Origin of the sequence: Hydrogenophaga sp., from assembly GCF_041913525.1 — a bacterium.
In the GTDB taxonomy this organism is placed as follows: Bacteria; Pseudomonadota; Gammaproteobacteria; order Burkholderiales; family Burkholderiaceae_C; genus Hydrogenophaga.
The window spans coordinates 91474-117390 of record NZ_JAYSFD010000003.1 but is presented as its reverse complement, the minus strand read 5'-3'; the positions used below and the strand labels follow the sequence as shown (position 1 = coordinate 117390).

The 25917-nt window shown below is 69.7% G+C and carries 23 protein-coding genes; 2 read left to right on the top strand and 21 right to left on the bottom strand.

Annotated features, from left to right (window positions below):
• Nucleotides 1-18 precede the first annotated feature (18 nt).
• The 9 genes from ACE3RQ_RS05560 to bioD form a co-directional block, all read right to left on the bottom strand.
• On the bottom strand, nt 19-798 hold the full coding sequence (locus tag ACE3RQ_RS05560) for an enoyl-CoA hydratase/isomerase family protein (protein ID WP_374520739.1): 780 nt from the start codon (nt 796-798) through the stop codon (nt 19-21).
• A gap of 19 nt (nt 799-817) precedes the next feature.
• Complete coding sequence (locus ACE3RQ_RS05555; RefSeq protein ID WP_374520737.1) at nt 818-2794, bottom strand: acetyl-CoA carboxylase biotin carboxylase subunit; 1977 nt, start codon at nt 2792-2794, stop codon at nt 818-820.
• Between the two features lie 15 nt (nt 2795-2809).
• On the bottom strand, nt 2810-3964 hold the full coding sequence (locus ACE3RQ_RS05550; RefSeq protein WP_374520735.1) for an acyl-CoA dehydrogenase family protein: 1155 nt from the start codon (nt 3962-3964) through the stop codon (nt 2810-2812).
• Nucleotides 3965-3982: 18 nt separating this feature from the next.
• On the bottom strand, nt 3983-5602 hold the full coding sequence (locus ACE3RQ_RS05545; RefSeq protein ID WP_374520733.1) for an acyl-CoA carboxylase subunit beta: 1620 nt from the start codon (nt 5600-5602) through the stop codon (nt 3983-3985).
• A gap of 184 nt (nt 5603-5786) precedes the next feature.
• On the bottom strand, nt 5787-6659 hold the full coding sequence (locus ACE3RQ_RS05540; RefSeq protein WP_374520731.1) for a phosphatidylglycerol lysyltransferase domain-containing protein: 873 nt from the start codon (nt 6657-6659) through the stop codon (nt 5787-5789).
• 7 nt (nt 6660-6666) lie between these two features.
• Complete coding sequence (locus ACE3RQ_RS05535) at nt 6667-7464, bottom strand: TIGR03084 family metal-binding protein (protein WP_374520729.1); 798 nt, start codon at nt 7462-7464, stop codon at nt 6667-6669.
• 21 nt (nt 7465-7485) lie between these two features.
• Entirely contained in the window at nt 7486-8655 is a 1170-nt protein-coding gene (locus ACE3RQ_RS05530; protein WP_374520727.1) for an acyl-CoA dehydrogenase family protein, read from the bottom strand.
• A gap of 158 nt (nt 8656-8813) precedes the next feature.
• Complete coding sequence (locus ACE3RQ_RS05525; protein WP_374520726.1) at nt 8814-10655, bottom strand: acyl-CoA dehydrogenase; 1842 nt, start codon at nt 10653-10655, stop codon at nt 8814-8816.
• Nucleotides 10656-10746: 91 nt separating this feature from the next.
• Nucleotides 10747-11421 (bottom strand): ATP-dependent dethiobiotin synthetase BioD, encoded by a 675-nt coding sequence (gene bioD / locus ACE3RQ_RS05520; protein WP_374520724.1) that lies wholly within the window; start codon nt 11419-11421, stop codon nt 10747-10749.
• Nucleotides 11422-11669: 248 nt separating this feature from the next.
• Between bioD and ACE3RQ_RS05515 the strand changes: the two genes are divergently transcribed.
• Nucleotides 11670-13463, top strand: a complete 1794-nt coding sequence (locus tag ACE3RQ_RS05515; protein WP_374520722.1) for an acyclic terpene utilization AtuA family protein — start codon at nt 11670-11672, stop codon at nt 13461-13463.
• Here the strand turns inward: ACE3RQ_RS05515 and wrbA are convergent, their stop codons facing one another.
• Nucleotides 13464-14063 (bottom strand): NAD(P)H:quinone oxidoreductase, encoded by a 600-nt coding sequence (gene wrbA / locus ACE3RQ_RS05510; protein WP_374520720.1) that lies wholly within the window; start codon nt 14061-14063, stop codon nt 13464-13466. It lies immediately after the preceding gene.
• A 151-nt stretch (nt 14064-14214) separates the two neighbouring features.
• Here wrbA and ACE3RQ_RS05505 point away from each other — a divergent pair, with 151 nt between their 5' ends.
• A complete protein-coding gene (locus tag ACE3RQ_RS05505; RefSeq protein WP_374520718.1) occupies nt 14215-14736 on the top strand; it encodes a MarR family winged helix-turn-helix transcriptional regulator in 522 nt (173 codons plus the stop codon).
• Between the two features lie 13 nt (nt 14737-14749).
• Here ACE3RQ_RS05505 and ACE3RQ_RS05500 read toward each other — a convergent pair whose 3' ends face one another.
• From ACE3RQ_RS05500 to ACE3RQ_RS05450, 11 genes are all read right to left on the bottom strand, one after another.
• Nucleotides 14750-15790 carry a glycine betaine/L-proline ABC transporter ATP-binding protein gene (locus ACE3RQ_RS05500; RefSeq protein ID WP_374520716.1) on the bottom strand — a complete coding sequence of 347 codons (1041 nt, stop codon included), beginning with the start codon at nt 15788-15790 and terminating at the stop codon, nt 14750-14752.
• Entirely contained in the window at nt 15783-16670 is an 888-nt protein-coding gene (locus ACE3RQ_RS05495) for an ABC transporter permease (protein ID WP_374520714.1), read from the bottom strand. The genes ACE3RQ_RS05500 and ACE3RQ_RS05495 overlap by 8 nt, the downstream gene beginning before the upstream one ends.
• Nucleotides 16671-16696: 26 nt before the next feature.
• Nucleotides 16697-17743 carry an ABC transporter substrate-binding protein gene (locus tag ACE3RQ_RS05490; protein WP_374520713.1) on the bottom strand — a complete coding sequence of 349 codons (1047 nt, stop codon included), beginning with the start codon at nt 17741-17743 and terminating at the stop codon, nt 16697-16699.
• Nucleotides 17744-17996: 253 nt separating this feature from the next.
• Nucleotides 17997-18833: a class I SAM-dependent methyltransferase gene (locus ACE3RQ_RS05485; protein ID WP_374520711.1), complete on the bottom strand. Its 837-nt coding sequence runs from the start codon at nt 18831-18833 to the stop codon at nt 17997-17999.
• Nucleotides 18834-19026: 193 nt separating this feature from the next.
• The gene (locus ACE3RQ_RS05480; RefSeq protein ID WP_374520709.1) at nt 19027-20190 is read right to left on the bottom strand and encodes a C4-dicarboxylate TRAP transporter substrate-binding protein; all 1164 of its coding nucleotides are present in this window, start codon (nt 20188-20190) and stop codon (nt 19027-19029) included.
• A 218-nt stretch (nt 20191-20408) separates the two neighbouring features.
• The gene (locus ACE3RQ_RS05475; RefSeq protein ID WP_374520707.1) at nt 20409-21110 is read right to left on the bottom strand and encodes a histidine phosphatase family protein; all 702 of its coding nucleotides are present in this window, start codon (nt 21108-21110) and stop codon (nt 20409-20411) included.
• 11 nt (nt 21111-21121) lie between these two features.
• The gene (locus ACE3RQ_RS05470; protein ID WP_374520706.1) at nt 21122-22030 is read right to left on the bottom strand and encodes a DMT family transporter; all 909 of its coding nucleotides are present in this window, start codon (nt 22028-22030) and stop codon (nt 21122-21124) included.
• The gene (locus ACE3RQ_RS05465) at nt 22023-22793 is read right to left on the bottom strand and encodes an SDR family oxidoreductase (RefSeq protein ID WP_374520704.1); all 771 of its coding nucleotides are present in this window, start codon (nt 22791-22793) and stop codon (nt 22023-22025) included. The genes ACE3RQ_RS05470 and ACE3RQ_RS05465 overlap by 8 nt, the downstream gene beginning before the upstream one ends.
• A complete protein-coding gene (locus ACE3RQ_RS05460) occupies nt 22790-23791 on the bottom strand; it encodes an NADPH:quinone oxidoreductase family protein (protein WP_374520702.1) in 1002 nt (333 codons plus the stop codon). Before ACE3RQ_RS05460 ends, ACE3RQ_RS05465 begins: the two co-directional genes overlap by 4 nt.
• A gap of 10 nt (nt 23792-23801) precedes the next feature.
• Nucleotides 23802-24578, bottom strand: a complete 777-nt coding sequence (locus ACE3RQ_RS05455) for a glucose 1-dehydrogenase (RefSeq protein WP_374520700.1) — start codon at nt 24576-24578, stop codon at nt 23802-23804.
• Between the two features lie 11 nt (nt 24579-24589).
• Nucleotides 24590-25912 carry a hypothetical protein gene (locus ACE3RQ_RS05450; RefSeq protein WP_374520698.1) on the bottom strand — a complete coding sequence of 441 codons (1323 nt, stop codon included), beginning with the start codon at nt 25910-25912 and terminating at the stop codon, nt 24590-24592.
• Nucleotides 25913-25917 lie beyond the last annotated feature (5 nt).

Here is a 25917-nt window from a genome sequence, read left to right as displayed (position 1 = left end):
CTCCGGGCAAGGCCGCGCTCAGCGGCCGGTCCACACGGGTTTGCGGCGCTCGTTGAACGCGGCCAGGCCTTCCTTGGCGTCTTCGGTCATGGCGAGCAGGGCGATCTGGCTCTCGGTGTAGGCAATGGCCTGGTCGAAGGACATGGCCTCGATGGCGCGCATGGCGTACTTGCCACGGCGGATCGCGGTGGGCGATTTGTCCACCAGGCGCGAGAGCAGCCAGTCGGTCTTGGCGTCCAGCTCGGCCGTGGGCACCACGTAGTTCACCAGGCCGGCGTCCAGCGCCTCTTGCGCGCCGATGGGCTCGCCCGTGAGCGCCCATTCGCGCACCAGGCGGCGCGGCACCAGGTTCTGCAGCAGGCTGAGCACCTGCATGGGGAACACGCCCACCTTCACCTCGGGCAAGCCGAAGAGCGCGTGGTCGGCCACCACGGCCATGTCGGCCATGCACAGCAGGCCCATGCCACCGGCCATGCAGGTGCCGTTGACGCGGGCGATGATGGGCTGCGTGGCGTTCTGCGCGTCGCGCAGCAGGTCGGCGTAATCGACGCTGGGCTTGGAGAAGTCAAACGCAAAGCCCTTGCCGGGTTGCAGGTCGCCGCCAGCGCAAAAGGCCTTGTCGCCCGCGCCGGTGAGCACGATGGCGCGCACCTCGGGGTCGGCATGCGCCTGGCGAATGCCCTCGCGCATGGCGGCCACCACGCCACCGTGAATGGCGTTGCGTTTCTCGGGGCGGTTGATGATGATCCAGAACGCCTGGCCCCGGCGTTCCAACAGCACTTCTTGCACGTCGCTCATGGGGGTCTCCGGGTGGGGGTCAGGCGGCGGCGGGCGCCTCGATTTCGGCCAGCACGCGGCGCAGGGTCACCTGCTCGCCCACGCCCACGCTCAGGCCGCTCACGCGGCCGCTCACCGGGGCCAGGTGCACGTGTTCCATCTTCATGGCCTCCAGCGTGACGATGGGCTGGCCGGCCTCGACCTGGTCGCCCTCGGCCACCAGCACGGCCACCACGCGGCCGTTCATTGAGGCGCGCACCTTGCCGTCGCCACCGGTCTCGGTGGCGCGCTCGCTGGCGCTGCGGGTGTGGTCGTTCACGGTGACGGGCTGGCCACGGTAGTGCAGCAGCAGTTGCGGGCCGTCGCGCAGGAACACGGCGGTTTCCATCACGCCGTCCAGCACCACGCGCACCTGGTGCGGGGTGATCTCCACCAGGTCAATGCTGTGCTGGCGGCCTTCCACCTGAATGTCAAAGCGGTGCGCGCCGCTCTGGGTGAGCTGGGCGTTGTGCTTGGCGCCGTCGATCTCCAGGCGCATGCCCACCGGCAGCGAGTGCGCCAGGCGGCGCAGCGCGGGGCGCGTGGGGGCCTGGTTGGCGGTCTCGAACAGCAGCAGCGCGGCCAGGGCCACGGCGCGTTCGCGCGCAGTGGTGTCCACCTGCAGCAGCTCGTCCTGGTGCTGGGCGATGAAGGCGGTGGTGGCGCCACCGGCAGCGAACACCGGGTGGCGCAGGCAACTGCCCAGGAACACCTGGTTGGTGGTCACGCCCAGGGCCACGGTTTGCTGCAGGCCGGTGATGAGGCGACGGCGCGCCTCGTCGCGCGTGGCGCCGTGGGCGATCACCTTGGCGATCATCGAGTCGTAGTAGGGCGGAATCTCCGCGCCGGTGCGCAGGGCTTGCTCCACGCGCAGGTTGTCGGCGGCGTGCCACAGCAGCATGGTGCCGCTCTGGGGCATGAAGCCCTTGCCCACGTCTTCGGCGCACAGGCGCACTTCAATGGCGTGGCCTTTGAAGGTGACGTCTTCCTGGCGAATGGGCAGCGCCTCGCCAGCGGCCACGCGCAGTTGCAGCTCCACCAGGTCGAGGCCGGTGATGGCCTCGGTCACCGGGTGCTCCACCTGCAGGCGGGTGTTCATTTCCATGAAGTAGAAGTTGCCCTGCTGGTCCAGCAGGAACTCCAGCGTGCCCGCGCCTTCGTAGCGGATGGCCTTCACCGCGGCCACGGCGGTGGCGCCCATGCGCTCACGCAGCTCGGCGTTCACGGCCGGCGACGGGGCTTCCTCAATCACCTTCTGGTGGCGGCGCTGCACCGAGCAGTCGCGCTCGCCCAGGTGGATGGCGTTGCCGTGGCGGTCGGCAAAAATCTGGATCTCGATGTGGCGCGGCTCGATGATGGCGCGCTCCAGAATCACCTCGGGGTCGCCAAAGGCGTTCTGCGCCTCCGATTGCGCGCTGCGCAGCAGGTCGGGGAACTCTTTGGCGTTGTGCACCAGGCGCATGCCGCGCCCGCCGCCGCCCGCGGTGGCCTTGATCATCACCGGGAAGCCGATGCGCTCGGCCTCGGCCAGCAGGCGGCCTTCGCTCTGGTCTTCGCCCTGGTAGCCCGGGATGCAGGGCACGCCCGCGTCCATCATGATTTTTTTGGCGCCGGCCTTGTGGCCCATGGCGATGATGGCCTCGGGCGAGGGGCCAATGAACACCAGCCCCGCGTCGCGGCAGGCGCGGGCGAAGTCTTCGTTCTCGGCCAGAAAGCCGTAGCCGGGGTGCACCGCGTCGGCGCCGGTCTGGCGCGCGGCCTCGATGATGGCGTCAATGCGCAGGTACGACTGCGCGGGCAGCGGCTCGCCGATGCACACGGCCTGGTCGGCCTCCAGCACGTGGCGCGAGGTGGCGTCGGCCGTGGAGTACACGGCCACCGTCTGGTAGCCCATGGCGCGCGCGGAGCGGATCACGCGCAGCGCGATCTCACCCCGGTTGGCGATGAGGATTTTGTGGAAAGGGGTGGAGGTGGTCATGGCGGGCATCAAGGGTCAAGCGGCTTTGGGGAAGATGCCCATGTTCTTGCACAGGATCTGGAGCATGACCTCGTCGGCACCGCCGCCGATGGAGGGCAGGCGCATGTCGCGGTAGAGGCGGGAGATCAGGCTTTCCTTCACGAAGCCCATGCCGCCCCAGTACTGCAGGCAGCCGTCGGTGACCTGGCGCGCCAGGCGACCGGCCTTGAGCTTGGCCATGGTGGCCAGGTGGGTGGCGTCTTCGTTGCGCACCACCATGTCCACGCCACGCCAGCACAGCGAGCGCACGGCCTCCACGTCGGCCTGGAACTCGGCCAGCTTGTAGTGAACCATCTGGTTGTCCAGCAGCGACTTGCCAAAGGCGCGGCGCTCGCGGGTGTACTCGATGGTGATGTCGATGGCGCGCTGCGCGAAGGCGGTGGTGTTCAGCGCGCCCCACAGGCGCTCGATCTGGAACTGCTCCATCTGGTAGATGAAGCCCATGCCCTCTTCGCCAATGCGGTAGCGCTGCGGCACACGCACCTCGTCAAAGAAGAGCTGCGCGGTGTCAGACGAGTCCATGCCGATCTTGCGGATCTTCTTGGCCACCTGCACGCCCTTGGTCTTCATCGGCACGATGATGAGCGACTTGTTCTTGTGCGCCGCGCCGTCGGAGGTGTTGGCCAGCACGCAGCAGAAGTCGGCCTGGGTGCCGTTGGTGGTCCACATCTTGCCGCCGTTGATGACGTAGTCGCCGCCGTCCTTGCGCGCCGTGGTCTTGATGGAAGCCACGTCAGAGCCGCTGCCCACTTCCGACACGCCCAGGCAGCCCACGGCCTCGCCCGCGATGGCCGGGGCCAGGAACTCGGCGCGCAGCTCGTCGCTGCCGCGCTCGGCCAGGGCCGGGGTGCACATGTCGGTCTGCACGCCAATGGCCATGGGAATGCCGCCGCAGTTGATCTGCGCCAGCTCTTCGGCCAGCAGGGCGCCGTAGGAATAGTCCAGGCCCATGCCACCGAACTCGGTGGGCTTGTTCAGGCCCAGCAGGCCCAGCTCGCCCATCTGGCGGAACAGCTCGTGGGCGGGAAAAATCTCGGCCTCTTCCCAGGCGTCCACATGGGGGTTGACCTTCTCGGCGATCCAGCGGCGGATGGTGGCGCGGATCTGTTCGTGCTCGTGCGTGAATTGCATGGTGTGACTCCTCGGGCCTCAGGGACGGGCCACGGAAAACTGCATGGCTTGGGGTTGGCGGGCGGCGGCCTCGCGGCAGACGGCCAGCACATTGGCCAGCACGGCGCGGGTGTCGCGCGGGTCGATCACGCCGTCGTCCAGCAACTGCGCGCTGGTGGTGAACACGCTCATCTGGCGGTCGAAGCGCTCGATGATGTTTTGCTTGAGCGCCTCGATCTTGGCCTGGTCCACCTCGCCCTTGCGGCGCATGGCGGCCTCGGTGACGATGGCCATGGTCCCGGCGGCCTGCTCGCCGCCCATCACCGCCGTCTTGGCGTTGGGCCACGAGAAGCAGAAGCGCGGGTGGAAGCCCCGGCCGCACATGCCGTAGTTGCCGGCGCCGAACGACGCGCCGCAGTAGATGGTGATCTGCGGCACGGTGGCGTTGGTCACGGCCTGGATCATCTTGGAGCCGTGCTTGATGATGCCGCCCTCTTCGTAGGCGCGGCCCACCATGAAGCCGGTGGTGTTGTTCAGGTACAGGATCGGCGTCTTGGACTGGCAGCAGGCCTGGATGAAGTGCGTGGCCTTGGTGGCGCCAGCCGGGTCAATGGGGCCGTTGTTGGTGATGACGCCCAGCGACCAGCCCTCGATCTTGATGTGGCCGCACACGGTGGCGCTGCCGTAGTTCTCGCCGAACTCCAGGAACTCGGAGTCGTCGGCGATGCGCGCGATCACCTCTTTCATGTTCACCGGGCGCTTGTGGTCCATGGGCATGATGCCCAGCAGCTCTTCGCTGTCGTAGCGCGGCGGCTTGAACTGGCGCGGCGCGTCAACGGGCATGCCGTGGTTCCAGTCGATCTGGCCCATCACCTCGCGGGCAATGCGCAGCGCGTCGCGGTCGTCTTCGGCCAGGTAGTCGCCCAGGCCCGAGATGGAGGTGTGCATCACCGCGCCGCCCAGTTCTTCCTCGGTGGCCACCTCACCCGTGGCGGCCTTCAGCAGGGGCGGGCCGGCCAGGAAGGCGCGCGAGCGGCCCCGCACCAGGATGATGTAGTCGGACAGGCCGGTCTGGTAGGCACCGCCCGCGGTGGACGAGCCGTGCGTGACGGTCACCACCGGCTGGCCAGCGGCCGACAGGCGCGCCAGGTTGCGGAAGCTGCTGCCGCCGCGCACAAAGTCTTCCACGCGGTAGGCCATCAGGTTGGCGCCCGCGCTTTCCACCAGTTGCACGTAGGGCAGCTTGTTTTCCAGCGCCAGCTCTTGGGCGCGCAGCAGCTTGTCCAGGCCCATGGGCTGCAGGGCACCGGCGTCAATGCCCGAGTCAGAGGCCAGCACCATGCAGCGGATGCCGTTCACAAAGCCGATGCCGGTGATGATGCCGCCGCCCGGCACGCTCTTGTCGAGGTCGGGGTTGTCCAGGCCCAGGCCGGCCAGGGTGGACAGCTCCAGGAAGGGCGCGCCCGGGTCGAGCAGCAGCGACAAACGCTCGCGCGGCAGCATCTGGCCGCGTTTTTCAAAGCGCTCGCGCGAGGCGGCCGATTTCTGGCGCGTGCGCGCTTCGTACTGCCGGACGCGGTCCAGCAAGGCCAGCATGCCTTCGCGGTTGGCGCGGTAGGTCTCGCTGGCGACGGACAAGGATGACTCGATGTTTGCCATGGTGTGCTCGGTTGAAAGGCTTGGTGCCCCTGGGCGCAGGCGCCCCGTGGCCGCGCCGGCGGCGGGCACGAATGCCTGTTGCCGGTGTGAGGGTCATCGTAGGCAGGGGCTCTCGCACTGTCTTGCGAGAATTGGCTGTGCGCCACGCGGGTTGTCCCGGGGGCGCAGCACGGGCGGCGCGGCGTCAGTCGCGGCCGCGCAGGCGGCACTTGTCCAGCAGCGCCTCGGGCTGGTACGACTGCTTGGTCTGGCGGAAATTGGGCAAGCCCAGGTCTTGCTCGAAATTGAGCCACTGCACCTCGGGCCGCGCGGTGCAGAAGTGGTGAAACATGTACTGCGCCAGGCCCTTGAAGCGGTGCAGGCTCTTGGCGAAGCGCATGGCGTACACGCCAGGCTGCAGCGGCTCGGCCAGCACGAAGCCGGCGGGCTCGCCGTCCACCGTGTAGCCAAAGCCCTCCAGGCCCAGGGCGCGGGCGTCGGCCAGGGCGTCGCGGCAGGGGCGTTCGTCGGCGCTGCCGGCGGGTTTGCCCTTGTCGGCCATCCAGCCGTCCAGCACGGCCAGGGCGCGCGCGTGCCAGTCGGGCCCATAGGGCTCGGCCACCACGCTGTGCGCCTTGAGCAGCTGCTTCATCAGGTTGCGCTTTTTGTTCAGCAGCTCGCCCCGGTAGAAGCGGAAGTGGTCGGCCGGGTAGAGGTAGTCGGCGTCGTCGCGGCTGGCGCTGTGCAGGTAGCGCGCCGCGTCCAGACGCTGGGCCTGCGCCAGCGGCACGGGGTAGAGGCAGTCGTGGCGGCGCAGCAGGTCGTCGATCACGCTGGCCGGGGCCTTGTCCAGCGAGAACAGGGGCATGGCGTGGTGCGCGCCGTCGTAGGTGAGGCCGCTGATGTAGGGCCACGGCCCGTCGGTGAAGCGGTACTGGTGCTCACGCCGGAACAGCCAGAGGTTGGTGAACGAATACTCGGACAGGCAGCGCTCGCCCGTGCCCTCTGCCAGGGCGCGAATGAGCGCGCCCACGCGGGCGGCGTGGGCGCGGTCCAGGTCCACCGATTCGCGGACCATGGGCGCGTCAGATGGCGGGGCGCACGCCGGGGCCGGGGCCGTCGGCCGGGTCACCGGCAAAGCACTGGGCCAGGCGGGTCCATTGCTCGGCGCCCTCGCCGGCCCACTGCAGCTGGGTATCGGCGCGGTTCCGGCGCTGGGTGACGAGCAGGCAGAAGTCTTGCGCGGGGCCGCGCACGAAGTCGGTGGCCGAGGGCTCGCCCCAGGTCCAGAGGCTGCCGTCGGGCGCGGTGAGTTCCACGTAGGGCTGCGGCGCGGGCACCGGCAGCTTGCGGTTCACGAAGGTCCAGCCGTAGGTGCTCACGCCGATGTGGGCCACGGCCTTGAGGCGGTGGCTGCCCGGGCGCGGGCGGCGCATGGCGTCCCACACGTCCTGGCCGTGGGCCCAGGTTTCCATGAGGCGCGCGGTGGCGAACGACTTGGCGCTCATGGTGGGGCCGTACCAGTTCAGGCGGGCCTTGGGGTCTTGCTTGGCGAGTTCGGCCACCAGGGTCTCGAAACGATCGCGCCACACGGCCAGCAGGGCCGCGCCATCCAGTCCGGCGAAGGTCTCGCGGGCGATGGCGCTGATCTCCTTGCCCGTGGCCATTTCCGCCGCCAATGCCTTGGCGCCGTCGATGAAGCCCTGCGGGTTCGTCACCGAGAGCAGCGCCGTCTGGTCGAAGTAGCACAGGTGGGCGATTTCGTCCCAGGGCGTCCAGCCGTAGAAGGCGGTGGTGCGCTGCCAGTCCTCGGGGCTGAGGGTGGCGCACAGATCGGCCAGGGCGCGGTATTCGTCGAGCAGGTCGCGGCAGGTGTCTTGCATGGGGGTCTTTCTCAGAGGCTCTCAGATGCCGAGCTGGCGGGCGCCCAGGTCTTTCATGATTTCTTCGGAGCCGCCGCCGATCATCATCACCTTCACCTCGCGGTAGATGCGCTCGCTGCGCGTGCCGCGCATGAAGCCCATGCCGCCCAGAATCTGCACCGCCTGGTCGGCGCAGTACTGCATGGCCTGGGTGGACAGCACCTTGGCCATGCAGGTGCGCGCCACGAGCTGGCCCGGGTCGCCCACCTTGTGGTGCAGGCGCCAGGACAGGTCGTAGATGAGGCTGCGCGCGGCGTCGATGCGGGCGTACATGTCCATCAGCTTGTGGCGAATCACCTGGCGCTCGGACAGGCTCATGCCGAAGGTCTTGCGCTGGCGCGCCCAGTCGAGTGCCTCTTCCAGGCACACCTGGGCGTACACGCAGGCCTGGGCCGACATGCCCAGGCGCTCGCTGTTGAAGTTGTTCATGAACACCTTGAAGCCGGCGTTCTCGGTGCCAATGAGGTTGGCCACCGGCACGCGCACGTTCTCGAAGCGCAGGTGCGCGGTGTCAGAGGCCCACCAGCCCATCTTGTCGAGCTTGGTGCGCGAGATGCCGGGCATGTCGCCTTCGAGCAGCAGGGCCGAGATGCCGGCCGGGCCTTTGCTGTTGGGGTCGGTGCGAACGGCCACGGTGAAGTAGTCGGCGCGCATGCCGGAGGTGATGAACACCTTCTCGCCATTGACAACGTAGTGGTCGCCGTCGCGCACGGCGGTGGTCTTGAGGGCGGCCACGTCAGAGCCGCCAGAGGGCTCGGTCACGGCCAGGGCGGCGATCTTCTCGCCGCGCAGCACGGGCGGAATCACGCGCTGCTTCATCTCGGCGCTGCCATGCGCGGCCACCGGCGGCAGGCCGATGGTGTGCGACAGCAGCGAGGCGGCCACACCGCCCACGCCACAGCGGCCCATCTCTTCCGAGACGATCAGGTGGTAGAAGATGTCGGCCGGGGTGCCGCCGTATTCCTCGGGGTAGCCCACGCCCAGAATGCCCAGCTCGGCGGCCTTCTGGTACAGCTCGCGCGGGAAGGTCTCGGCCTCGTCCCAGGCAGCGGCGTGCGGCGTGATCTCGCGCGAGACGAAGTCGCGCAGGGCGTCGCGAAAGGCGTCGTGGTCGGGCGTGAAGTAATGCGGGGCGGAGGGGCTGTCAAACATGGTGGCGGCTCTCGTTGGCGGGCGGCCGGTCAGGATGGACCGACCCACCCGGGGGTGAATTTCATTCTAGGAAGCGGGTGGCGGGGCGGCTTGTGCCAAGTGGCTACCGCGACCCGGCCTCAGGGAAGGCCCTGATGGCCTGCTGCCAGGGCTGGGCCTCACAGCACGGCGGGGTCAAGCGTGGCGAACTGGTCGTCGCCCTCCAGCACGGGCGCCAGCCAGGCGCCCACCTGGGGCAGCTCGCGCGCAAAGAAATAGCGCGCGGCTTGTTGCTTGCCGTCCAGCAAGGCGGCGTCGCCCTGCCCGGCCTGGCGCTGGCGCGCGGCCAGCACGGCCACGTCCAGCCACAGCCAGGCCAGCACCACGTGGCCGAAGGCGCGCAGGTAGCCCATGGCGTTGTGCATGGCCACGTCGGGCCGGCCGTCTTGCCAGGCGGCCTGGGTGGCCGCGCCCATCAGGGCGGCGGCGTCTTCCAGCGCGTCGGCCAGCGGCGCCAGCGCGGGCTGGGCGCGGGCCTGGGTGGCGGTGTCGTGCACGCGGGCCAGCCAGAGCGTGAGCGCGCGGCCCCCCTCGGCGCGCACCTTGCGGCCCAGCAGGTCTTGCGCCTGAATGCCGTGCGTGCCCTCGTGGATCATGTTCAGGCGGTTGTCGCGCCAGTGCTGCTCCACCGCGAAGTCGCGCGTGTAGCCGTAGCCGCCGTGCACCTGAATGGCCAGGTTGTTGGCCTCCAGGCACCACTCGCTGGGCCAGCTCTTGGCCACGGGGGTGAGCAGTTCCAGCAGGGTGGCGGCGTCGGCCGCGCTGGCGGCGTCACCGGTGGCCTTTTCGTCCACCAGGCGCGCGCAGTACAGGCCCAGGGCCAGGCCGCCTTCGGCGTAGGCCTTCTGCGCCAGCAGCATGCGGCGCACATCGGGGTGGTCAATGATGGGGCGCTGCGGGCTGGCCGGGTCTTTGCCGGCCGGGCCGTTGGGGCGGCCTTGCGGGCGCTGGCGCGCGTAGTCCAGCGCGCACTCGTAGCCGGCGTAGCCCAGCATGGTGGCGCCCAGGCCCACCTGGATGCGGGCCTCGTTCATCATGTGGAACATGCACTTCAGGCCCTCGCCCAGCTCGCCCACGCGGTAGCCAATGGCGCCGGCCTGCCCGCGCGCGGGGAAGCGGCCTTCGCCGAAGTTGAGCAAGGTGTTCACCGTGCCGCGGTAGCCCAGCTTGTGGTTCAGGCCGGCCAGGGCCACGTCGTTGCGCTCGCCGGTGAGGCTGCCGTCGGCGTTGACCAGCACGCGCGGCACGATGAAGAGCGAGATGCCCTTCACGCCCGAGGGCAGCTTGCCGTCAGGCCCGGGCACCTTGGCCAGCACCAGGTGCACGATGTTTTGCGACAGCTCGTGCTCGCCGCCGGAGATCCACATCTTGTTGCCCTGCAGGCGGTAGCGCGGGCCCAGCGGGTCGGCCTCGAAGCCCTCGCCATCGGGCACGGCGCGGGTGAGGATGTCGCCCAGGCTGGAGCCGGCCTGCGGCTCGCTCAGGCACATGGTGCCGGTGTAGCGGCCGTCCAGCTCGGGCACGGCAAAGGCCTGGCGCTGCGCGGGCGTGCCGTGGGCCATGAGCAGGTTGGCGTTGGCGGTGGTGAGCATGGCGTAGGCGTCAATGCCGATGCTGGCCTTCATGAAGAAGGTGCGCGAGGCGGCCTCCACCACATAGGGCAGCTGCATGCCGCCCACCGACTGGTCTTGGCCGGCCGCGCGCAGCCCGGCCTCGGCGTGGGCCTGCGTGGCCTCGCGGGTGGCCTCGGGCAGGGTGACGCGCTCGCCGTCGAAGGCGGGCTCTTGCACGTCCACCAGGCGGTTGTGGGGCGCGAACTTGTCGGCGGCCAGGCGCTCGGACAGGTCGAGCACGGCGGCGAAGGTGTCGGCGGAATGGTCAGCGAAGCGCTCGCGGGCGCAAAGCTCGGGCGCGCGAATCCAGTCGTTGAGGAAGAAGTCGAGGGTGGAACGCAAGGTCATGGCGAGGGCGGCCTTCGGTGTGGAATGACTGGCGGCGATTGTTCGCCGCCCCCTCGCGCGCTGTCTTGCGCGCATTGGCTGAGGCGCTGCCTCAGTGCCGCGCCTGGCCCGGCCCCTGAACGCCCACGCCCAGCACACCGAGCAGGTGGCTGGCGTCGATGCGGCGCGAGGCGCGCGCCGGGTCGTGCAGTTCGTCGGCCGGTATCTGGCCCAGGCAGGGCGCCGCCATGGGGCAATTCAGCGGCTCGCCGGCGGCCACCCAGCCAATCACTGGAATCCCGCGCTCGCGGCAGCGTGTCACCGCGGCCTTGGCCTGGCGGCGCGAGGTGTCGCTGTTCTCGCAGGCCACCACCACCGGCAGGCCCAGGGCCTGCACCATGTCGTCGATGGCCAGGCCGGGGGCCAGCGATTCCTCGGGGTCGCCCGCGCCGTCCACCACCACCAGGTCGGCCCAGGTGGCCAGCACGGCGAAGCTGTCGGCCAGTTCGTCGGGGTTGGGCGCGGGGCGGTGCGCGGCCTCGCTGGGGTCGGTGGGGTCGGGTTGCGGCCAGGGGCACAAGGCCGTGGCCGGAAAGGCGAAAGAGCTGGCGGCCTGCAACTGCGCCACGCGCTCGCTGTGCCAGCGGCCTTGTTGCCACTGCGCGTCGCGCGCCAGCGGCATGAGCGCGGCAATGCGCAGGCCCTGCTCGCGCAGGCAGGCCATCAGGGCCAGGGCCGCCCAGTGCGCGCACTCGCCTTCGCCGAGCACAAAGAAAGAACCGGGCACGTGGCCCCTGGCGTTGTCAGCCGATACGCGAGACAGTCTGGCCACCCTGTTGACCCCATCGAATTGCGGCCCCGACGGGGGCGTTTGCAGGCAGTGTCTCGCCCCCGCGCGGGGCAAGTCTTGCGTCGATTGGTCGGGCCACATCGGGGTTAGCCCGGGGCCAGCCACTTGCCGCAAGCCAGGGCCGCGCAAGCGGGCTACGCTGGCAAGACATCAGGGGCAGCGCGCCCCGTGCAACGGAGAACGACATGGCCAAACAAGACAAGACCGTCCGCATCGGCGGCGCCTCGGGTTTCTGGGGCGACAGCATGCTGGGTGCCCCGCAACTGGTGAACTCGGGTCAGATCGACTACCTGGTGTTCGACTACCTGGCCGAGACCACCATGGCCATCCTGGCGGCTGCGCGCACCAAGAAGCCCGAGATGGGCTACGCCACCGACTTCGTGGACATCGCCATGAAGGCGGTGCTGCCCGAGGTGATGCGCCAGGGCATCAAGGTGGTGGCCAACGCGGGCGGCATCAACCCGCAGGGCTGCGCCAACGCGCTGCAGGCCCTGGCCACCAGCATGGGCCTGACGCCGCGCATCGCCGTGGTGGAGGGCGACGACATCAGCGCCCAGATGCCGCGCCTGCGCGAGCAGAACACGCGCGACATGTTCACCAGCGAGGCCCTGCCCGAGAAGATCATCAGCGCCAACGCCTACCTGGGCGCATTCCCGGTGGCGCAGGCCCTGGCCGCGGGCGCCGACATCGTGATCACCGGGCGGGGCGTGGACAGCGCCACCACCCTGGGCCCGCTGATCCACGAATTCGGCTGGACGCCCAACGACCTCGACCAGCTGGCCAACGGCAGCCTGGCGGGCCACATCGTGGAGTGCGGTTGCCAGGCCACCGGCGGCCTGCACACCGACTGGGAGCGCGTGGAAGACTGGCCCAACATCGGCTACCCCATCATCGAGTGCCGCGCCGACGGCAGCTTTGACGTGACCAAGCCCGCCGGCACCGGCGGCCTGATCGCCCGCGCCGCCGTGGCCGAGCAACTGCTGTACGAAATTGGCGACCCGGGCGCCTACCTGCTGCCCGATGTGACCTGCGACTTCCGCCCGGTGAGCATCGAGCAGGTCGCCCCCGACCGCGTGCGCGTGAGCGGCGCCAAGGGCCGCGCGCCCACCGACAGCTACAAGGTCTCGGCCACGCAGTTTGACGGCTACCGCTGCGCCGGCACCATGGTGATCATCGGCATCGACGCGGCCGCCAAGGCGCAGCGCACGGGCGATTCGGTCATTGCCCGCACGCGCGCCATCTTCAAGAGCCTGGGCCTGCCCGACTACACCAGCGCCAACGTGGCCCTGCTGGGCGCCGAAACCCTGTACGGCCCGCACGCCCGCACGCAGGCCAGCCGCGAGGTGATGGTGCGCATTTCGGTGACGCACCCGATGAAGCAGGCCCTGGAAATCTTCGCCCGCGAGATCGCGCCCTCGGGCACCTCGTGGTCGCCCGGCACCACCGGCCCCAGCAGCGGCCGCCCCAGCGCCTCGCCCAACATCAAGCCCCTGTCTTTCCTGGTGAAGAAAACCGAGGTGCCGGTGAGCATGGTGATCGACGGCCAGCGCCAGGCCGTGGCCATCGCCCCGGGCACAGGCAGCGCCGAGCCCCCGGCCCGCCAAGCCCCCCAGGCCTGGGCCGAGCCGGCCGAGCCGCAGGTGGAGGTGCCGCTGGTGAAGCTGGCCTGGGCCCGCAGCGGCGACAAGGGCAACATCTCCAACATCGGCCTCATTGCCCGCCGCCCCGAGTGGATGCCCCTGATCTGGGCGCGCCTAACGCCCGAGGTGGTGAAGGCCTACTTCGCCCACCTGGTGCACGGCGACGTGCAGCGCTTTTACTTGCCCGGCCTGCACGCCATGAACATCGTCATGGCCGACGCACTGGACGGCGGCGGCCCCGCCTCCAGCCGCATGGACCCGCTGGGCAAGGGCATGGGCCAGATGCTGCTGGACCTGCCGGTGAAGGTGCCGGCCTCGGTGGCGAAGCAGTTGGGCTGATCAGCCGAACAGCTTGTTCGCCGTCTGCGCCACCAGCCGCCCCTGGTGGCGGGCGCCTTCCAGCTCAATGGCGCTGGGCTGGCGCTGGCCTTGCCCGCCAGCGATGGTGGTGGCGCCATAGGGGCTGCCGCCCACGATTTCGTCCAGCGTCATCTGGCCCTGGTGGCTGTAGGGCAGGCCCACGATCACCATGCCGAAGTGCAGCAGGTTGGTGATCACCGAGAACAGCGTCACCTCTTGCCCACCATGCTGCGTGGCGGTGGAGGTGAAGGCCGCGCCCACCTTGCCGTGCAGCGCCCCCTTGGCCCACAGGCCACCGGCCTGGTCCAGAAAGGCCGCCATTTGAGAGGGCATGCGCCCGAAGCGCGTGGGGCAGCCCACGATGATCGCGTCGTAGTTCACCAGCTCGGCGATGGTGGCCACGGGCGCGGCCTGGTCGAGCTTGAAGTGCGCGTTGCGCGCGATCTCTTCCGGCACAGTCTCGGGCACGCGCTTCACGTCCACCGTGGCACCGGCCGAGCGGGCGCCTTCGGCCATGGCCTGGGCCATGGTCTCAAGGTGGCCATAGGTGGAGTAATACAGCACCAGCACTTTCGACATGTCTGCTCCTGAGGGGGTTGAAAGGGGCTCTGCCGGCACACCCGGCAGATGCCTCGCACACAATGAACTTGTGCGCGTGACACGTCAACCACGGCCCCGGATGCCCCTGGCTGGGGCATGATTCGGGTCTTCGCCGAATACCCCCTCGCCCATGCCCGCCCGCCGCCCAACCACGCCTTTGGTTGCCACTCCGGTTGCCCCCGCCTCCCTCGACACCGCCGACCCGGCGCAGGTGCTGCGCCAGTTCCGCGTGGTGTTCGCCGAGGTGCGCCACCACTTTCAGCAGATCGAGAAACAGGTGGGCATTGGCGGCGCGCAGGTGTGGGCGCTGAGCATCGTGGGCCAGCGCCCCGGCCTGGGCATGGCCGAGCTGGCAGCGTCCATGGACGTGCACCAGTCCACCGCCAGCAACCTGGTGCGCCAGTTGCTCAAGCGCGGGCTGATGCGCTCTGACCGCTCCACGCTGGACCGGCGCGCGGTGGAAATGCACCTCACGCCAGAAGGCCAGGCCCTGCTGGCGCAGGTGCCTGGCCCCCATGAAGGCGTGCTGCCGCGTGCGCTGCGCCGCCTGCCCGCGCCGGCCCTGGCGCAGTTGCAAGAGGGCATGACCGCGCTGATGGCCGCCCTCAAGGCCGACGAGCAGGCCGGCGGCATTCCGCTGGCCGAACTGTAGGCCCGGGGCCGCGTCAGGCCGGGCAGGCCTCTTCGCGCGGCGGCACCATGGCCGCGATGATGTCGGCCATGGCCACGGTGCCCAGCACCTGCCCGCGCTTGTTCACCACGTTGGCGGCCTCTTTGCCCTCGGCGCTGAGCAGGCGGGCCGCCTCCTCGATCACCAGGCTGCCGTCCACCGGCGGGCCTTCCACGGCCGGGCCACGCTGCATGAGCGTGCGGCAGCGGATCACGCGGCCGCGGTTCACCTCGCGCACAAAGCTGCTGATGTAGTCGTTCGCCGGCTTGAGCACGATCTCCTGGCCCGTGCCCTGCTGCACCACCTCGCCGTCGCGCAGGATGGCGATGCGGTCGCCCAGGCGCAGGGCCTCGTCCAGGTCGTGCGTGATGAACACGATGGTCTTGCCAATGTCTTGCTGCAGGTCCAGCAGCACCTGCTGCATGTCGCTGCGAATCAGCGGGTCAAGGGCCGAGAAGGCCTCGTCCATCAGCAGGATCGGCGCGTCGTTGGCCAGCGCCCGGGCCAGGCCCACGCGCTGCTGCATGCCGCCCGAGAGCTGGTTGGGGTAGTGGTCTTCGTAGCCCTTCAGGCCCACGCGCTCGATCCACTGCGCCGCCGCCTCGCGCCGCGCCTTGCGGCCCAGGCCGCGCACCTGCAGGCCGTACTCGGCGTTCTCCAGCACGGTGAAGTGCGGGAACAGCGCGAACTTCTGGAACACCATGGCCGTGCGCTCGCGGCGGAACTGCCGCAGCGCGCGCGGGCCCAGGGCCATCACGTCCTGCTCGCCGGCCCACAGCTCGCCCGCGGTGGGCTCGATTAGGCGGTTGATGTGGCGAATGAGCGTGCTCTTGCCCGAGCCCGAGAGGCCCATCACCACCTGAATCTGCCCGGCCGGCATGTCGATGTTGATGTCGCGCAGGCCCAGCACGTGGCCGTGGCGGTCGCGCAGCTCGTCCTTGCTCATGCCGGCGCGCACGTCGTCGATGTGCTTCTGCGGCGAGGGCCCGAAGACCTTGTAAAGGTTCTGAATGCGAATGCCGATCGGATCAGCCATGGTTCACCCCCTGGTGCTTCTGCAGGCGACGGCCATAGGCCTGCGAGACCCGGTCAAACAAGACCGCGATCGCCACGATGGCCAGGCCGTTGAACAGGCCCATGGCGAAGTACTGGTTGGTGATGGCGCGCAGCACCGGCTGGCCCAGGCCTTGCACACCGATCATCGAGGCGATCACCACCATCGACAGCGCCATCATGATGGTCTGGTTCACCCCGGCCATGATGGTGGGCAGCGCCAGCGGCAACTGCACCTGGCGCAGCTTCTGCCAGCCCGACGAACCGAAGGCGTCGGCCGCCTCCAGCAGGTCGCGGCTGACCAGGCGAATGCCCAGGTTGGTGAAGCGGATGATGGGCGGAATGGCGTAGATCACCACCGCGATCAGCCCCGGCACGCGGCCAATGCCCAGCAGCATCACCACCGGAATCAGGTACACGAAGCTGGGCAGCGTCTGCATCACGTCCAGCAGCGGGTTCACCCAGCGCTGCACGCGGTCGGAGCGGCTCATGAGCACGCCCACCGGAATGCCCGCCACCAGCGCCACCACGGTGCTCACGAAGATCATCGACAGCGTCTTCATGAGGTCGTCCCACATGCCGAAGGCGCCCACCAGCAGCAGCGCCGCCAGGGCGCCGGCCACGATGCGCCACGAGCGCGTGGCCAGCCAGATCAGCGCGGCCAGGCCCAGCACCACCAGCGGCCAGGGCGAGGTGGTCAGCAGCCGCTCGCTGGCCAGCAGAAACTCGCGCAGCGGGTCGAACAGGCGCTCCAGCGTTTCGCCGTGCTCGCGGGTGAACTCGCGAAACGTGCCGTCAATGCCCTGGCGCAGGCTGCGCAGGGTGTCTTCGCCCAGCGCGGGGAAGGTTTGTGCCCAGCTCATCAATGGCGTCCCTCCTGTGCCGGCGCTCACAGCGAGGCCTCCACCCGGGTGGCCACCTCGGGGCTCACCCAGGTCTTCCACAGCTCGGGCTGGGTGCGCAGGAAGTGGCGCGCGCCGTCTTCACCCGTGGCCTGGTTGTCGCCCATCCAGGCCAGCAGGCGGTTGACGGTGTCGTTGCTCCAGCCGCGCGTGCTCAGGTAGTCCATGGCCTGGCCGGCGCGTTGCTTGAAGTCGGTGGTGACCACGGTGACCACCTCGGTGTGGCCCCAGTCGGTCTTGGCGGGTTGCTCGCAATCGGCGCGGGTGTTGCAGCCCTCGTAGGCGGCCTTGTCGTGCGGCACGCCGGCGTCGAGCTTCACCATCTCGTACTTGCCCAGAATGGCCGTGGGCGCCCAGTAGTAGCCCAGCCAGCCTTCCTTGCGCTCGCTGGCCTTGGCGATGGAGCCGTCCAGGCCGGCGGCCGAGCCGGTGTCCACCAGCACAAAGCCCTTGTCCTTCGCGCCCCAGGCCTTGAAGGCGTTTTCCGTGGTGATCTGGCAGCTCCAGCCCGAGGGGCAGTTGTGCACCGCGCCCTTGCCCTTTGCCTCGACCGAGGGGAACAGGTCGGGGCGCTTGAGCGCGTCGTCGATGGTCTTGATCTCGGGGTGGGCGTCGGCCACGTGCTTCGGAATCCACCAGCCCTCCACGCCGCCGTCGGGCAGCGAGCGGGCGGCGTAGTGCAGGCGGCCGTCTTTCACGGCGTTCTCCAGCGGCTCACGAATGGCGTTCACCCAGGCCTCGGGCGCGATGTCGGGCTGGCCCTTCTCGATCATGGAGGTGAGCGTGGGCATGGTGTCGCCCGCCACCAGCTCGACATCGCAGCCGTAACCGGCGCTCAGGATCAGCTTGTCCACGTTGGCCAGCAGCTCGGCCGACTGCCAGGTCATGTTGGCGATGCGCACGCGGCCACAGGCCTGGGCGGACGCCGATTCAGACGCGGTCTGGGTGTTGGCGGGCGCTTCGGTTTTCTGGCCGCAGGCGCCCAGCAGCAAAGCGGCGGACACGGCGGCGAGAGACAGGGGAAGACGGGACATCGGTACCTCCGGTGGATGGGGATGAAAGGCAGGCCCCGGGCAGTGCCGGGGCGGCGGGTGTGCGGCAGCAGAACGCCACACGGCCGACCCGATGGCCGGGCCGGACAACAAGCCCTGCAAGGGCTTCGGCGTCAGTGAGACACCGGTCAACCGGGCGGCCACCGCAGATCAGCAGCACCCAATTGAATTTGCCTCAATTATATTTGCGCAAATACTTGTGTCAAGACCTTTCGGCCCGGCCACCGGCGGCGCCCTACTTCCTGGCCACGATCTGCGCCAGCACGATTCGCCCCTCTTCCAGGTTGCGGCGCTGGTTCTGCGCCATGGCCGCGAAGTCGGCGCCCATGAGCAGGTGAAAGCCCAGCGCGGGCAGGCCGTTCTGGCGAATCTTCTCGGCCAGCGCCACGAACCAGGCGCGAGCGGCGTCGGTGGTGTCGTCCCAGCGCTGCACGGTGAAGCCGGCGCCTTGCAGCAGCGTGCGCAAGTCGTCGGGGCTCACCAGAAAGCTGCTGTCGGGCGTGCGCGCCCACGGCACGGGGAACAGCACCGGGCCAGACGGCCCGGCCAGGATGTCGTAAATGGCCAGCGTGCCGCCCGGCTTGAGCACGCGGTGCAACTCGGCGTACAGCCGGGCCTTGTCGGGGATGTTCATCGCCACGTGCTCGGTCCAGACCACGTCGAACGTGCCCTCGTCAAAGGGCAAGGCGGTGGCGTCGGCCTGGCGGTAGTCGATGAGCGACGCCAGGCGAGTCTTCTCGGTGAGCATGGCGGCCACGCGGCAATAGGCCTCGGTCAGGTCCACACCCGTGACCTGGCAGCCGAACTCGCTGGCCAGGCAGCGCGAGGTGCCGCCAATGCCACAGCCCACGTCGAGCACGCGCTGGGTGGCCTCAAGCCCGGCCGCGCGCGCCAACTCCAGCGTGGCCACGCGCCCGCGAATGTGGAACGAATCCACCGGGGTCAGGTCTGGCGGCGTGAGGTGGTCCGGGTCCTTGCCGGCTCGCCGCAGCGCGGCCAGGATGGCCTCGCCCAGGTCGGCGCGGGTGTAGTGCGCCTGCACGGCGTTCGCGATGGGAGATGGGGTGGACATGCTGCCCTCCTGCTTCGGTGCGAGCCGGCCATGATCCTCCCGCCCACGCCACCCACTCAAGGGGGCCGCCCGCGCGGCTGACGGGTGGCACCGCCGCACTCAGCAAAAAGCCCTCTGCCACCCGCCAGGACGGGCCACAGAGGGCACCAAAGGTCAGTCTCTTCAACGCGGCGCCGAGGCGCCGCTGGCTGGCTTACTGCATGCCGAAGGTGGCCGGGTTCACCTTGGAGAACACCTCGCGCCAGTACAGGTCGGCGTACTGCTCTTCGGTGTTCACGGTCTGCACCAGGTCCACCCACTTGGCCAGGATGGGGCGGAACTCGGTGAGCATTTGCTGGCCGCGCTTCACGCCGTGCTTGCTGGCGAAGTAGTCGGTGATGGTCTTCATGTCTTGCTCGATGAAGGCCTGCGACTTCTGCACCAGCGCCGGGTCTGTGTCGTGGATGCGGGCACCGCGCTTCTTCATCTGGTCCAGCACCTCGTTCTCCACCCGGTGGTAGGCGAAGGGCACGTTGGCCGCCGCCACGGCCGCGCCGCGCAGCAGGGCCGCGCGCTGTTCGTTGCTCAGGCTGCGCCACACCTTCAGGTTCACGTTGGAGCCGGCGGTGGAAAAGATGCCGCCCGGTGCGCCCATGGCGATGTCGGTGACCACCTCGGTCAGGCCGAAGTTGCGGATCTCGGGCGAGGACAAGACGATGCAGTCCACCACGCCCTGCTTGAGCGCTTCGAGCATTTCGTTGGCCGACATGGTCACGGGCGAGCCGCCCATCTGCGTGACCCAGCGCGACCAGTTAGCCGCGCCCACGCGGAAGCGCTTGCCCTTCATGTCGGCCTCGGACTTCACCGGCTTGTTGCAGATCAGGCCGTAGCTCGACCCGCCCACGTGCCCGGTGTAGACCTGGTTCTGCTTGGCGAACTCCTGGTGGCACTCGGGGCACTTGGTGAAGATGAACTCGGTCATGGCCGGGATGTAGGCCAGGCCTTCCTTGCCGCGCACCTTGTCGCCCATGAGGCGCAGCATCATGGACGCCTCGGAGATCAGGTTGGTGTGCGGGTACTCGGCCGGGAAGTAAGGCGTGAGCACGAAGCCAATGTCGGCAATGCCGTCGCGCAGGCCGGCCGAGGTCTCGGCCATGTTCAGCAGCGACATGGCGTACACCTTCACCGTGAGCTTGCCGTCGCTGGCCTTGGCCACGGCCTTGGCGAGTTCTTGGCCACCAATCACCGGCAGCGCGCTGGGCGGCTGGCCAATGGCGTAACGCAGCTCGCGGTTCTGGGCCTGCGCGGGCAGTGCCAGGGTGGCGGCGGCGGCCACCGCCGTGGCCGCGCAGAGGGCTTTGCGAATCCAGTTGCTCATGGCTTGTCTCCTGGGTCTGTTGAAGACCCTTGTGTGTGAAGGAATGGCGTACCACTTGCCGTTGCCCAACCGAATTGCACCGGTGCGGCAATGCAGCGGGTCCATGCTAGAAGTGGCCCGCCGTGTGCACTTGCGCCCACTGGCTATGCGCCAACGGGGTTTGCCCTAGACGTGACGAATGGCGTGTGGCGCGCGCGCAACCCAGCCGCTCAACGGGCTCAACGGTAGGTGATGAGGTGGGCCGGCACGCCCGGCGCTTCGAGGTGGGGCAAGGCGTTGAAGGCGCTCAGGGTGATGCGCTCCCCCTGGCACAACAGGCGCGTGACCGAGGTGTTGTGCACCGCGTAGTGCAGCTCGGCCACGTGGGTATCGGGCACGCCCATCAGCTCTTGGCACATCGCCGCGATGGCCCCGCCCGAGCTGACCACCACCGCCGTCTGCCCGCTGCCGCAGTCGGCCGCCACGCGGCGCAGCGCGGCCATGCAGCGCCCGCGAAAACCGGCCCAGGTGAGCGCGCCGGGCGTGGTGTGCTGCCCGCGCACCCAGTGGTCAAAGGCCTGCGAGAAGAGTTGCTGGAACAGGCGGCGCGGGTTGTCGCTGCGCTGGAGGGTCTCGGCCAGCACCGCGGGGTCGGCAATGGCTTGGCCCTGGCTGGCGAACACGTCGTGGTGGCTGTACTCGTTGAAGCCCTCGTCGATTTGCAAGGTGGGCGCGGGCGTGGGCCATTCGCTGAAGCAGGCCAGGGCCGTGTCGCGCTGACGCTTCAGGCTGCCCGACCAGACCTGGTGCACCGCGTCACCGCGCGCGGCCCACCAGCGCCCCAGCAGGCGAGCCTGCTCGGCGCCCAGGGGCGAGAGTTGGTCGTAATCGGCCGAGAGCAGCGAGGCCTGCCCGTGGCGCACCAGCAGAATTTTTCCCATCGCAGCTTCCTTCAAGCGGCGGGCGATGCCGCCGGTGCGGCCCGGGTGCCCAGGCGCGTGCCCAGCAACACCAAGACCAGGCCCATCACGTGCCAGGGCGTGAGCGGCTCACCCAGAAAGGTCACGGCAGACGCCACGCCGAACAGGGGCACCCAGTACAGCCACACCGCCGCGCGCGCCATGCCCACCAGGCCGATGGCGCGGTTCCAGGCCAGGTTGCCGATGCCGGTGGACAAGGCCCCCGACAGCACCGCCACCACCCATGGCCACCACTCGGTGGGCAGGCGCGGCGCGGCACCGCTCCAACCGGCGGTGAACAAGGTTTGCAAGAGCAGGCAGGCCGCGCCGGTGGCGTGCACGCACAGGCCGATCACCACCACATGCAGGCGGGCCGCCAGGCGCTGCACCAGCACCGCGCCCAGCGTGAACACCAGCACCGCCAGGATCACCAGGCCATCGCCCAGCCCGCCTTGCGCCAGCTCGGCGCCGGGCCGGCTCAAGATCACCAGGGCCACGCCGGCCAGGCCCAGCAGCACGCCCAGCAGGCGCCGCCCGGTCAGCCGCTCGCGCAGCAGCCACAGCGCCAGCACCGAGGCCATGAGCGGGTTCAGCGCGGTGATGAGCGCGCCGTTGGTGGCGGTGCTGCGCGTCAAGCCCTCGGCCAGCAGCCACTGGTTGAGGTAGACCATCAGCACCCCGCAGGCGATGAGCTTGCCCCACTGGGTGCGGGTGGGGTTCTGCCAGCAACGCCAGTGGCGCAGCAGCACCAGCATGGGCAACAGCGCGGCCAGCATGCGCACGCCAGAGAGCAGCACCGGGTCGAACACCCCGGTGAGCCACTTCAGCACGGTGAGGTTCACGCCCCACAGCAGCGTGGCGCTCAGCAGAAGCCCGCGCACCCGCGCGCCCGCGTCAGCCACCGTTGGCCTGCGCGTGAAGGCGCCGCATGGAGCGCAGCCAGCGCGGGTGGTCCTCGGCGCGGCGGCGCATGTAGTCGGCCACCTCGGGGTGCGGCAGGATGAGGAAGTCGCCCGCGGCCAGGCCGCGCACCACGGCGTCGGCCACCGCGTCGGCGCTCAGCAGGCCTTGCGACATCAGCTCGCGCCGGGTGTCGTCTTCGGCGCGCAGCATGGGCGTGTCCACGCCTTGCGGGCACAGGCAGCTCACGCCCAGGCCCTGGTCGCCGTGGGTGATGGACAACCACTCCGCCAAGGCCACCGCCGCGTGTTTGGTCACCGCGTAAGGCGCGTCGAACTGCGACAGCAGGCCGGCGGCCGATGCCGTGAACAGCAGGTGCCCACGGCCGCGCTGCGTCATGCGCGGCACCAGCTCGCGCGCGGCGTGCACATGGGCCATCACGTTCACCTGCCACAGGCGCTGCCACTGGGCATCGGGCAGTTCCACCCCGCCGTGGGCGGTGACGCCGGCGTTGGCGCAGAACAGGTCAATGGGGCCGCAGTGCGATTCGGTCCACTCGATCAGGGCGCGGGTCTGGTATTCCTGCGCCGCGTCGGCGGCCACGGCATGGCCCCCGATCTCGCGCGCCACGGCCTGCGCGGCGGCGGCGTCGCGGTCGCTCACCACCACGTGGGCCGCGCCCTCTGTCGCGAAGCGCCGCGCCATGGCCGCGCCAATGCCGCTGCCCCCGCCGGTGATGACCACCACCGAGCCGGCGATGTTCATGGCAGCCCCCCTTCGCGGCCCAGCGCAGTGGTGAGCACGATCTTGCCCTTCACCTCGCGCCGGCCCAGGATCTCCAGCGCCTGCGTGGCCTGCTCAATCGGCATGTGCGCGCTGATGATGGGGCGAATGCGCCCTTCGCGCAGCCAGCCCAGCAGCTCTTGCATGAGCGCGTCGTAGCGGGCGGGCTCGCGCTCGCTGAAGGCGCCGTAGAACACGCCCACGATCGAGCAGCCCTTGAGCAGCGTGAGGTTGAGCGCCGGGCGCGGGATGGTGCCGGTGGTGAAGCCGATCACCAGCAGCCGCCCTTCCCAGGCCATGCTGCGCAGCGCGGCCTCGGTGTAGTCGCCGCCCACCGGGTCGTACACCACGTCCACGCCGCGCCCGCCGGTCAGGCGCTTGATGCCCTCGCGCAGGTCTTCGCTGGCGTAGTTGATGGTGTCGTCGGCGCCGGCCTGGCGGCACAGGGCCAGCTTCTCTTCGCTCGACGCGGCGGCGATCACGCGCGCGCCCATGAGCTTGCCCAGCTCGATGGCCGAGAGGCCCGTGCCCCCGGCCGCGCCCAGCACCAGCAAGGTCTCGCCCGGCTGCAGCTTGCCGCGCACCTGCAGCGCGTAGTGCGTGGTGCCGTAGGTGATGACCAGGGCCGAGGCCGCGTCCATCGCAATGCCTTCGGGCAGGCGCACGAGCTTGCGCACGTCCACCACCACCTCGTCGGCGAAGCCGCCCCAGCCGCACACGCCGATCACGCGGTCGCCCACGGCCCAGCCGCTCACGCCCGCCCCCACGGCCTTCACCGTGCCGGCCACCTCGCCACCAGGCGAAAAGGGCAGCGTGGGCTTGAACTGGTACTTGTTCTCGATGATCAGACCGTCGGGGAAATTCACCGAGGCCGCGTGCACCGCCACCACCACCTGGCCGGGGCCGGGCTGCAGCGAAGGAATCTCTTTCACCACCAGGGACGACGGTGGCCCGAACTGTTCACACAACACCGCTTTCATGCGCGCTCCTTCACTGCGAGGCCACGGTCAGGCCACCGTCCACCACCAGGCTGGCGCCGGACACAAAAGACGCCCCCGGGCTGCTGAGGTACAGCACGGCGTTGCCGATGTCTTCGCCCTCGCCCAGCCGGCCCACGGGCGTGCGCGCGATGGTGCGGGCCTGCTGCTCGGGGTCGTAGGCGTTGGCCAGCTTGGTCTTGATGAGGCCGGGCATCACCGTGTTCACGCGAATGCCGAAGGCGCCGTATTCCAGCGCGAAGCTGCGGCTCATGCCGATGAGCGCGGTCTTGAGCGTGGAGTACAGGCCCAGGTTGCGGTCGGGGTGCAGGGCGGCGATGGAGGCGATGTTCACGATGCTGCCGCCGCCGCGCGGCTTCATGCGCTTGGTGGCCTCCAGCGAGAGGTACCAGTAACCGCGCAGGTTCACCTCGACGGTTTTGGTGAAGAGGCCGAGTTCGGTGTCGTCAATGCTGCGCAGCGGGCTGAGCACGGCGTTGTTCACCAGAATGTCCAGCCCGCCGTGGGTGGCGTGCAGGTGCTCGCCCATGGCGGCGATGTCTTCCATGCGGCCGATGTGGCAGGCGCGCGCCTCGGCGCTCAGGCCCTGGGCGCGGAACTCGGCGGCCACGCGATCGCAGTCCTCTTGTTTGCGGCTGCTGATGACCACGTGCGCGCCGGCCTGCGCCAGCACGCGGGCCGTGGCCTCGCCGATGCCTATGGTCGAGCCGGTGACCAGGGCCACCTTGCCGCTCAGGTCAAAGGGGTGGCGCGGGGTGGGGGTGCTCATGCTCGTTCTCCTCAAGGTTGGGGTGGGGTGGGCGCGCTCAGGCCCACCTCGTGGAACAGGGCGGCGTCAACGCGGGCCCGGTCGGCACCGCGCTTGTAGGCGTAGGTGCGGCAGGGCATGCCCGGGGCCATCTGGGCGTGGCCGTCGATCACGAAGAACAGGGGCACCGCCGGGTCGGCCGCGCCGCGCAACTGCGCGCGGTTCGACGCGGCGCAGTGGGTGCAGTACGACGGTGCGTCGCGCCGCATGAAGTTGATGGGCTGCGGCTCGGCGATCAGGGGCGAGAGCGGCGCGCCGTAATGGAACATGTCGCGCCACATCTGCCCGCGCAGCAGGCGCCCGCCGCTGCCGCAGGGGTCGAGCGTGAAGACGAAACGCTCGTTTTCTTCGTGCAGGCGGAAGTCGGCGCAGTGGTAGTTCCAGGTGCGGGCGATCTCGCGCGCCAGGGCCTCGTCGTCCAGCGCGGCGTAGCGCGGGAAGCCGGCCACGAAGGCGGGCTCGTAGGTCTGGGCCAGCAGCTCGTCCAGGTAGGGCTGGCCGCCGATCTCCAGCGCGGCGGCGTAGAGGTGGGCCAGCCACACCACGGCGAAGTCGTGCCAGGGCATCCATTCCTTGCGCTGGCCGTCGATCAGCGCCGCCACCTCGGTGTTGCCCTGCGCCAGCCGGGCGCGGGCGCGCTGCACGCGGGTCTGCGTCAGCTCGCTTCGCTCGGCCTCGGTGAACAGGGCCTGGCCGCGCTGCGCGCCCTTGTGAAAGCGCAGCACGCAGGCGCCGTCGGGGCGCTTCTCGCTGGTCCAGGCATCAAAGCCCAAGCTGTCGTTCAGGGCGCGCTGCTGCGCCTTGCAGCCCTGGCAGTAGCTGTTCACGCCGTCGGCCCAGCCGCCGTAGGCCGCGGGGTGTTTGTCGGCCAGGCGCTGGCGGTCGACCCGGCCGCCGCTGCCGCAGGGCGTGAGGCAGAGGGTGACGTGCTCGTCGTCTTCGGTGAGCGGGGCCAGGCCAGCCCCCACCTGGTGGCGGAACACGGCCACCAGGTCGGCAATGGCGCCGCGCGCGTCGCCGGCCTGCCACTGCGCCGTCCAGGTGGCCATGAGCTGGCGGCCCACGCGCGCCAGCGTCTGCAGGGCCTTTGCCTCGCCCACGTCTTGCCGCAGCTTGCCGGCCTTGCGCGCCAGCGCGTGCAGCGAGAGCGCGTCCAGCCCGGCGTGGCCAGCGGCCATCTCGTCCAGCCAGCGCTGCACGGCCGGCAGGTCGCCGCGCGCCAGGGCGGCCAGGGCGTGTTGCTCGGGCGGGGTGGCGATGTCGCGCAACTGCTCGTCGGTGAAGGTGCGGGGCATGGCGG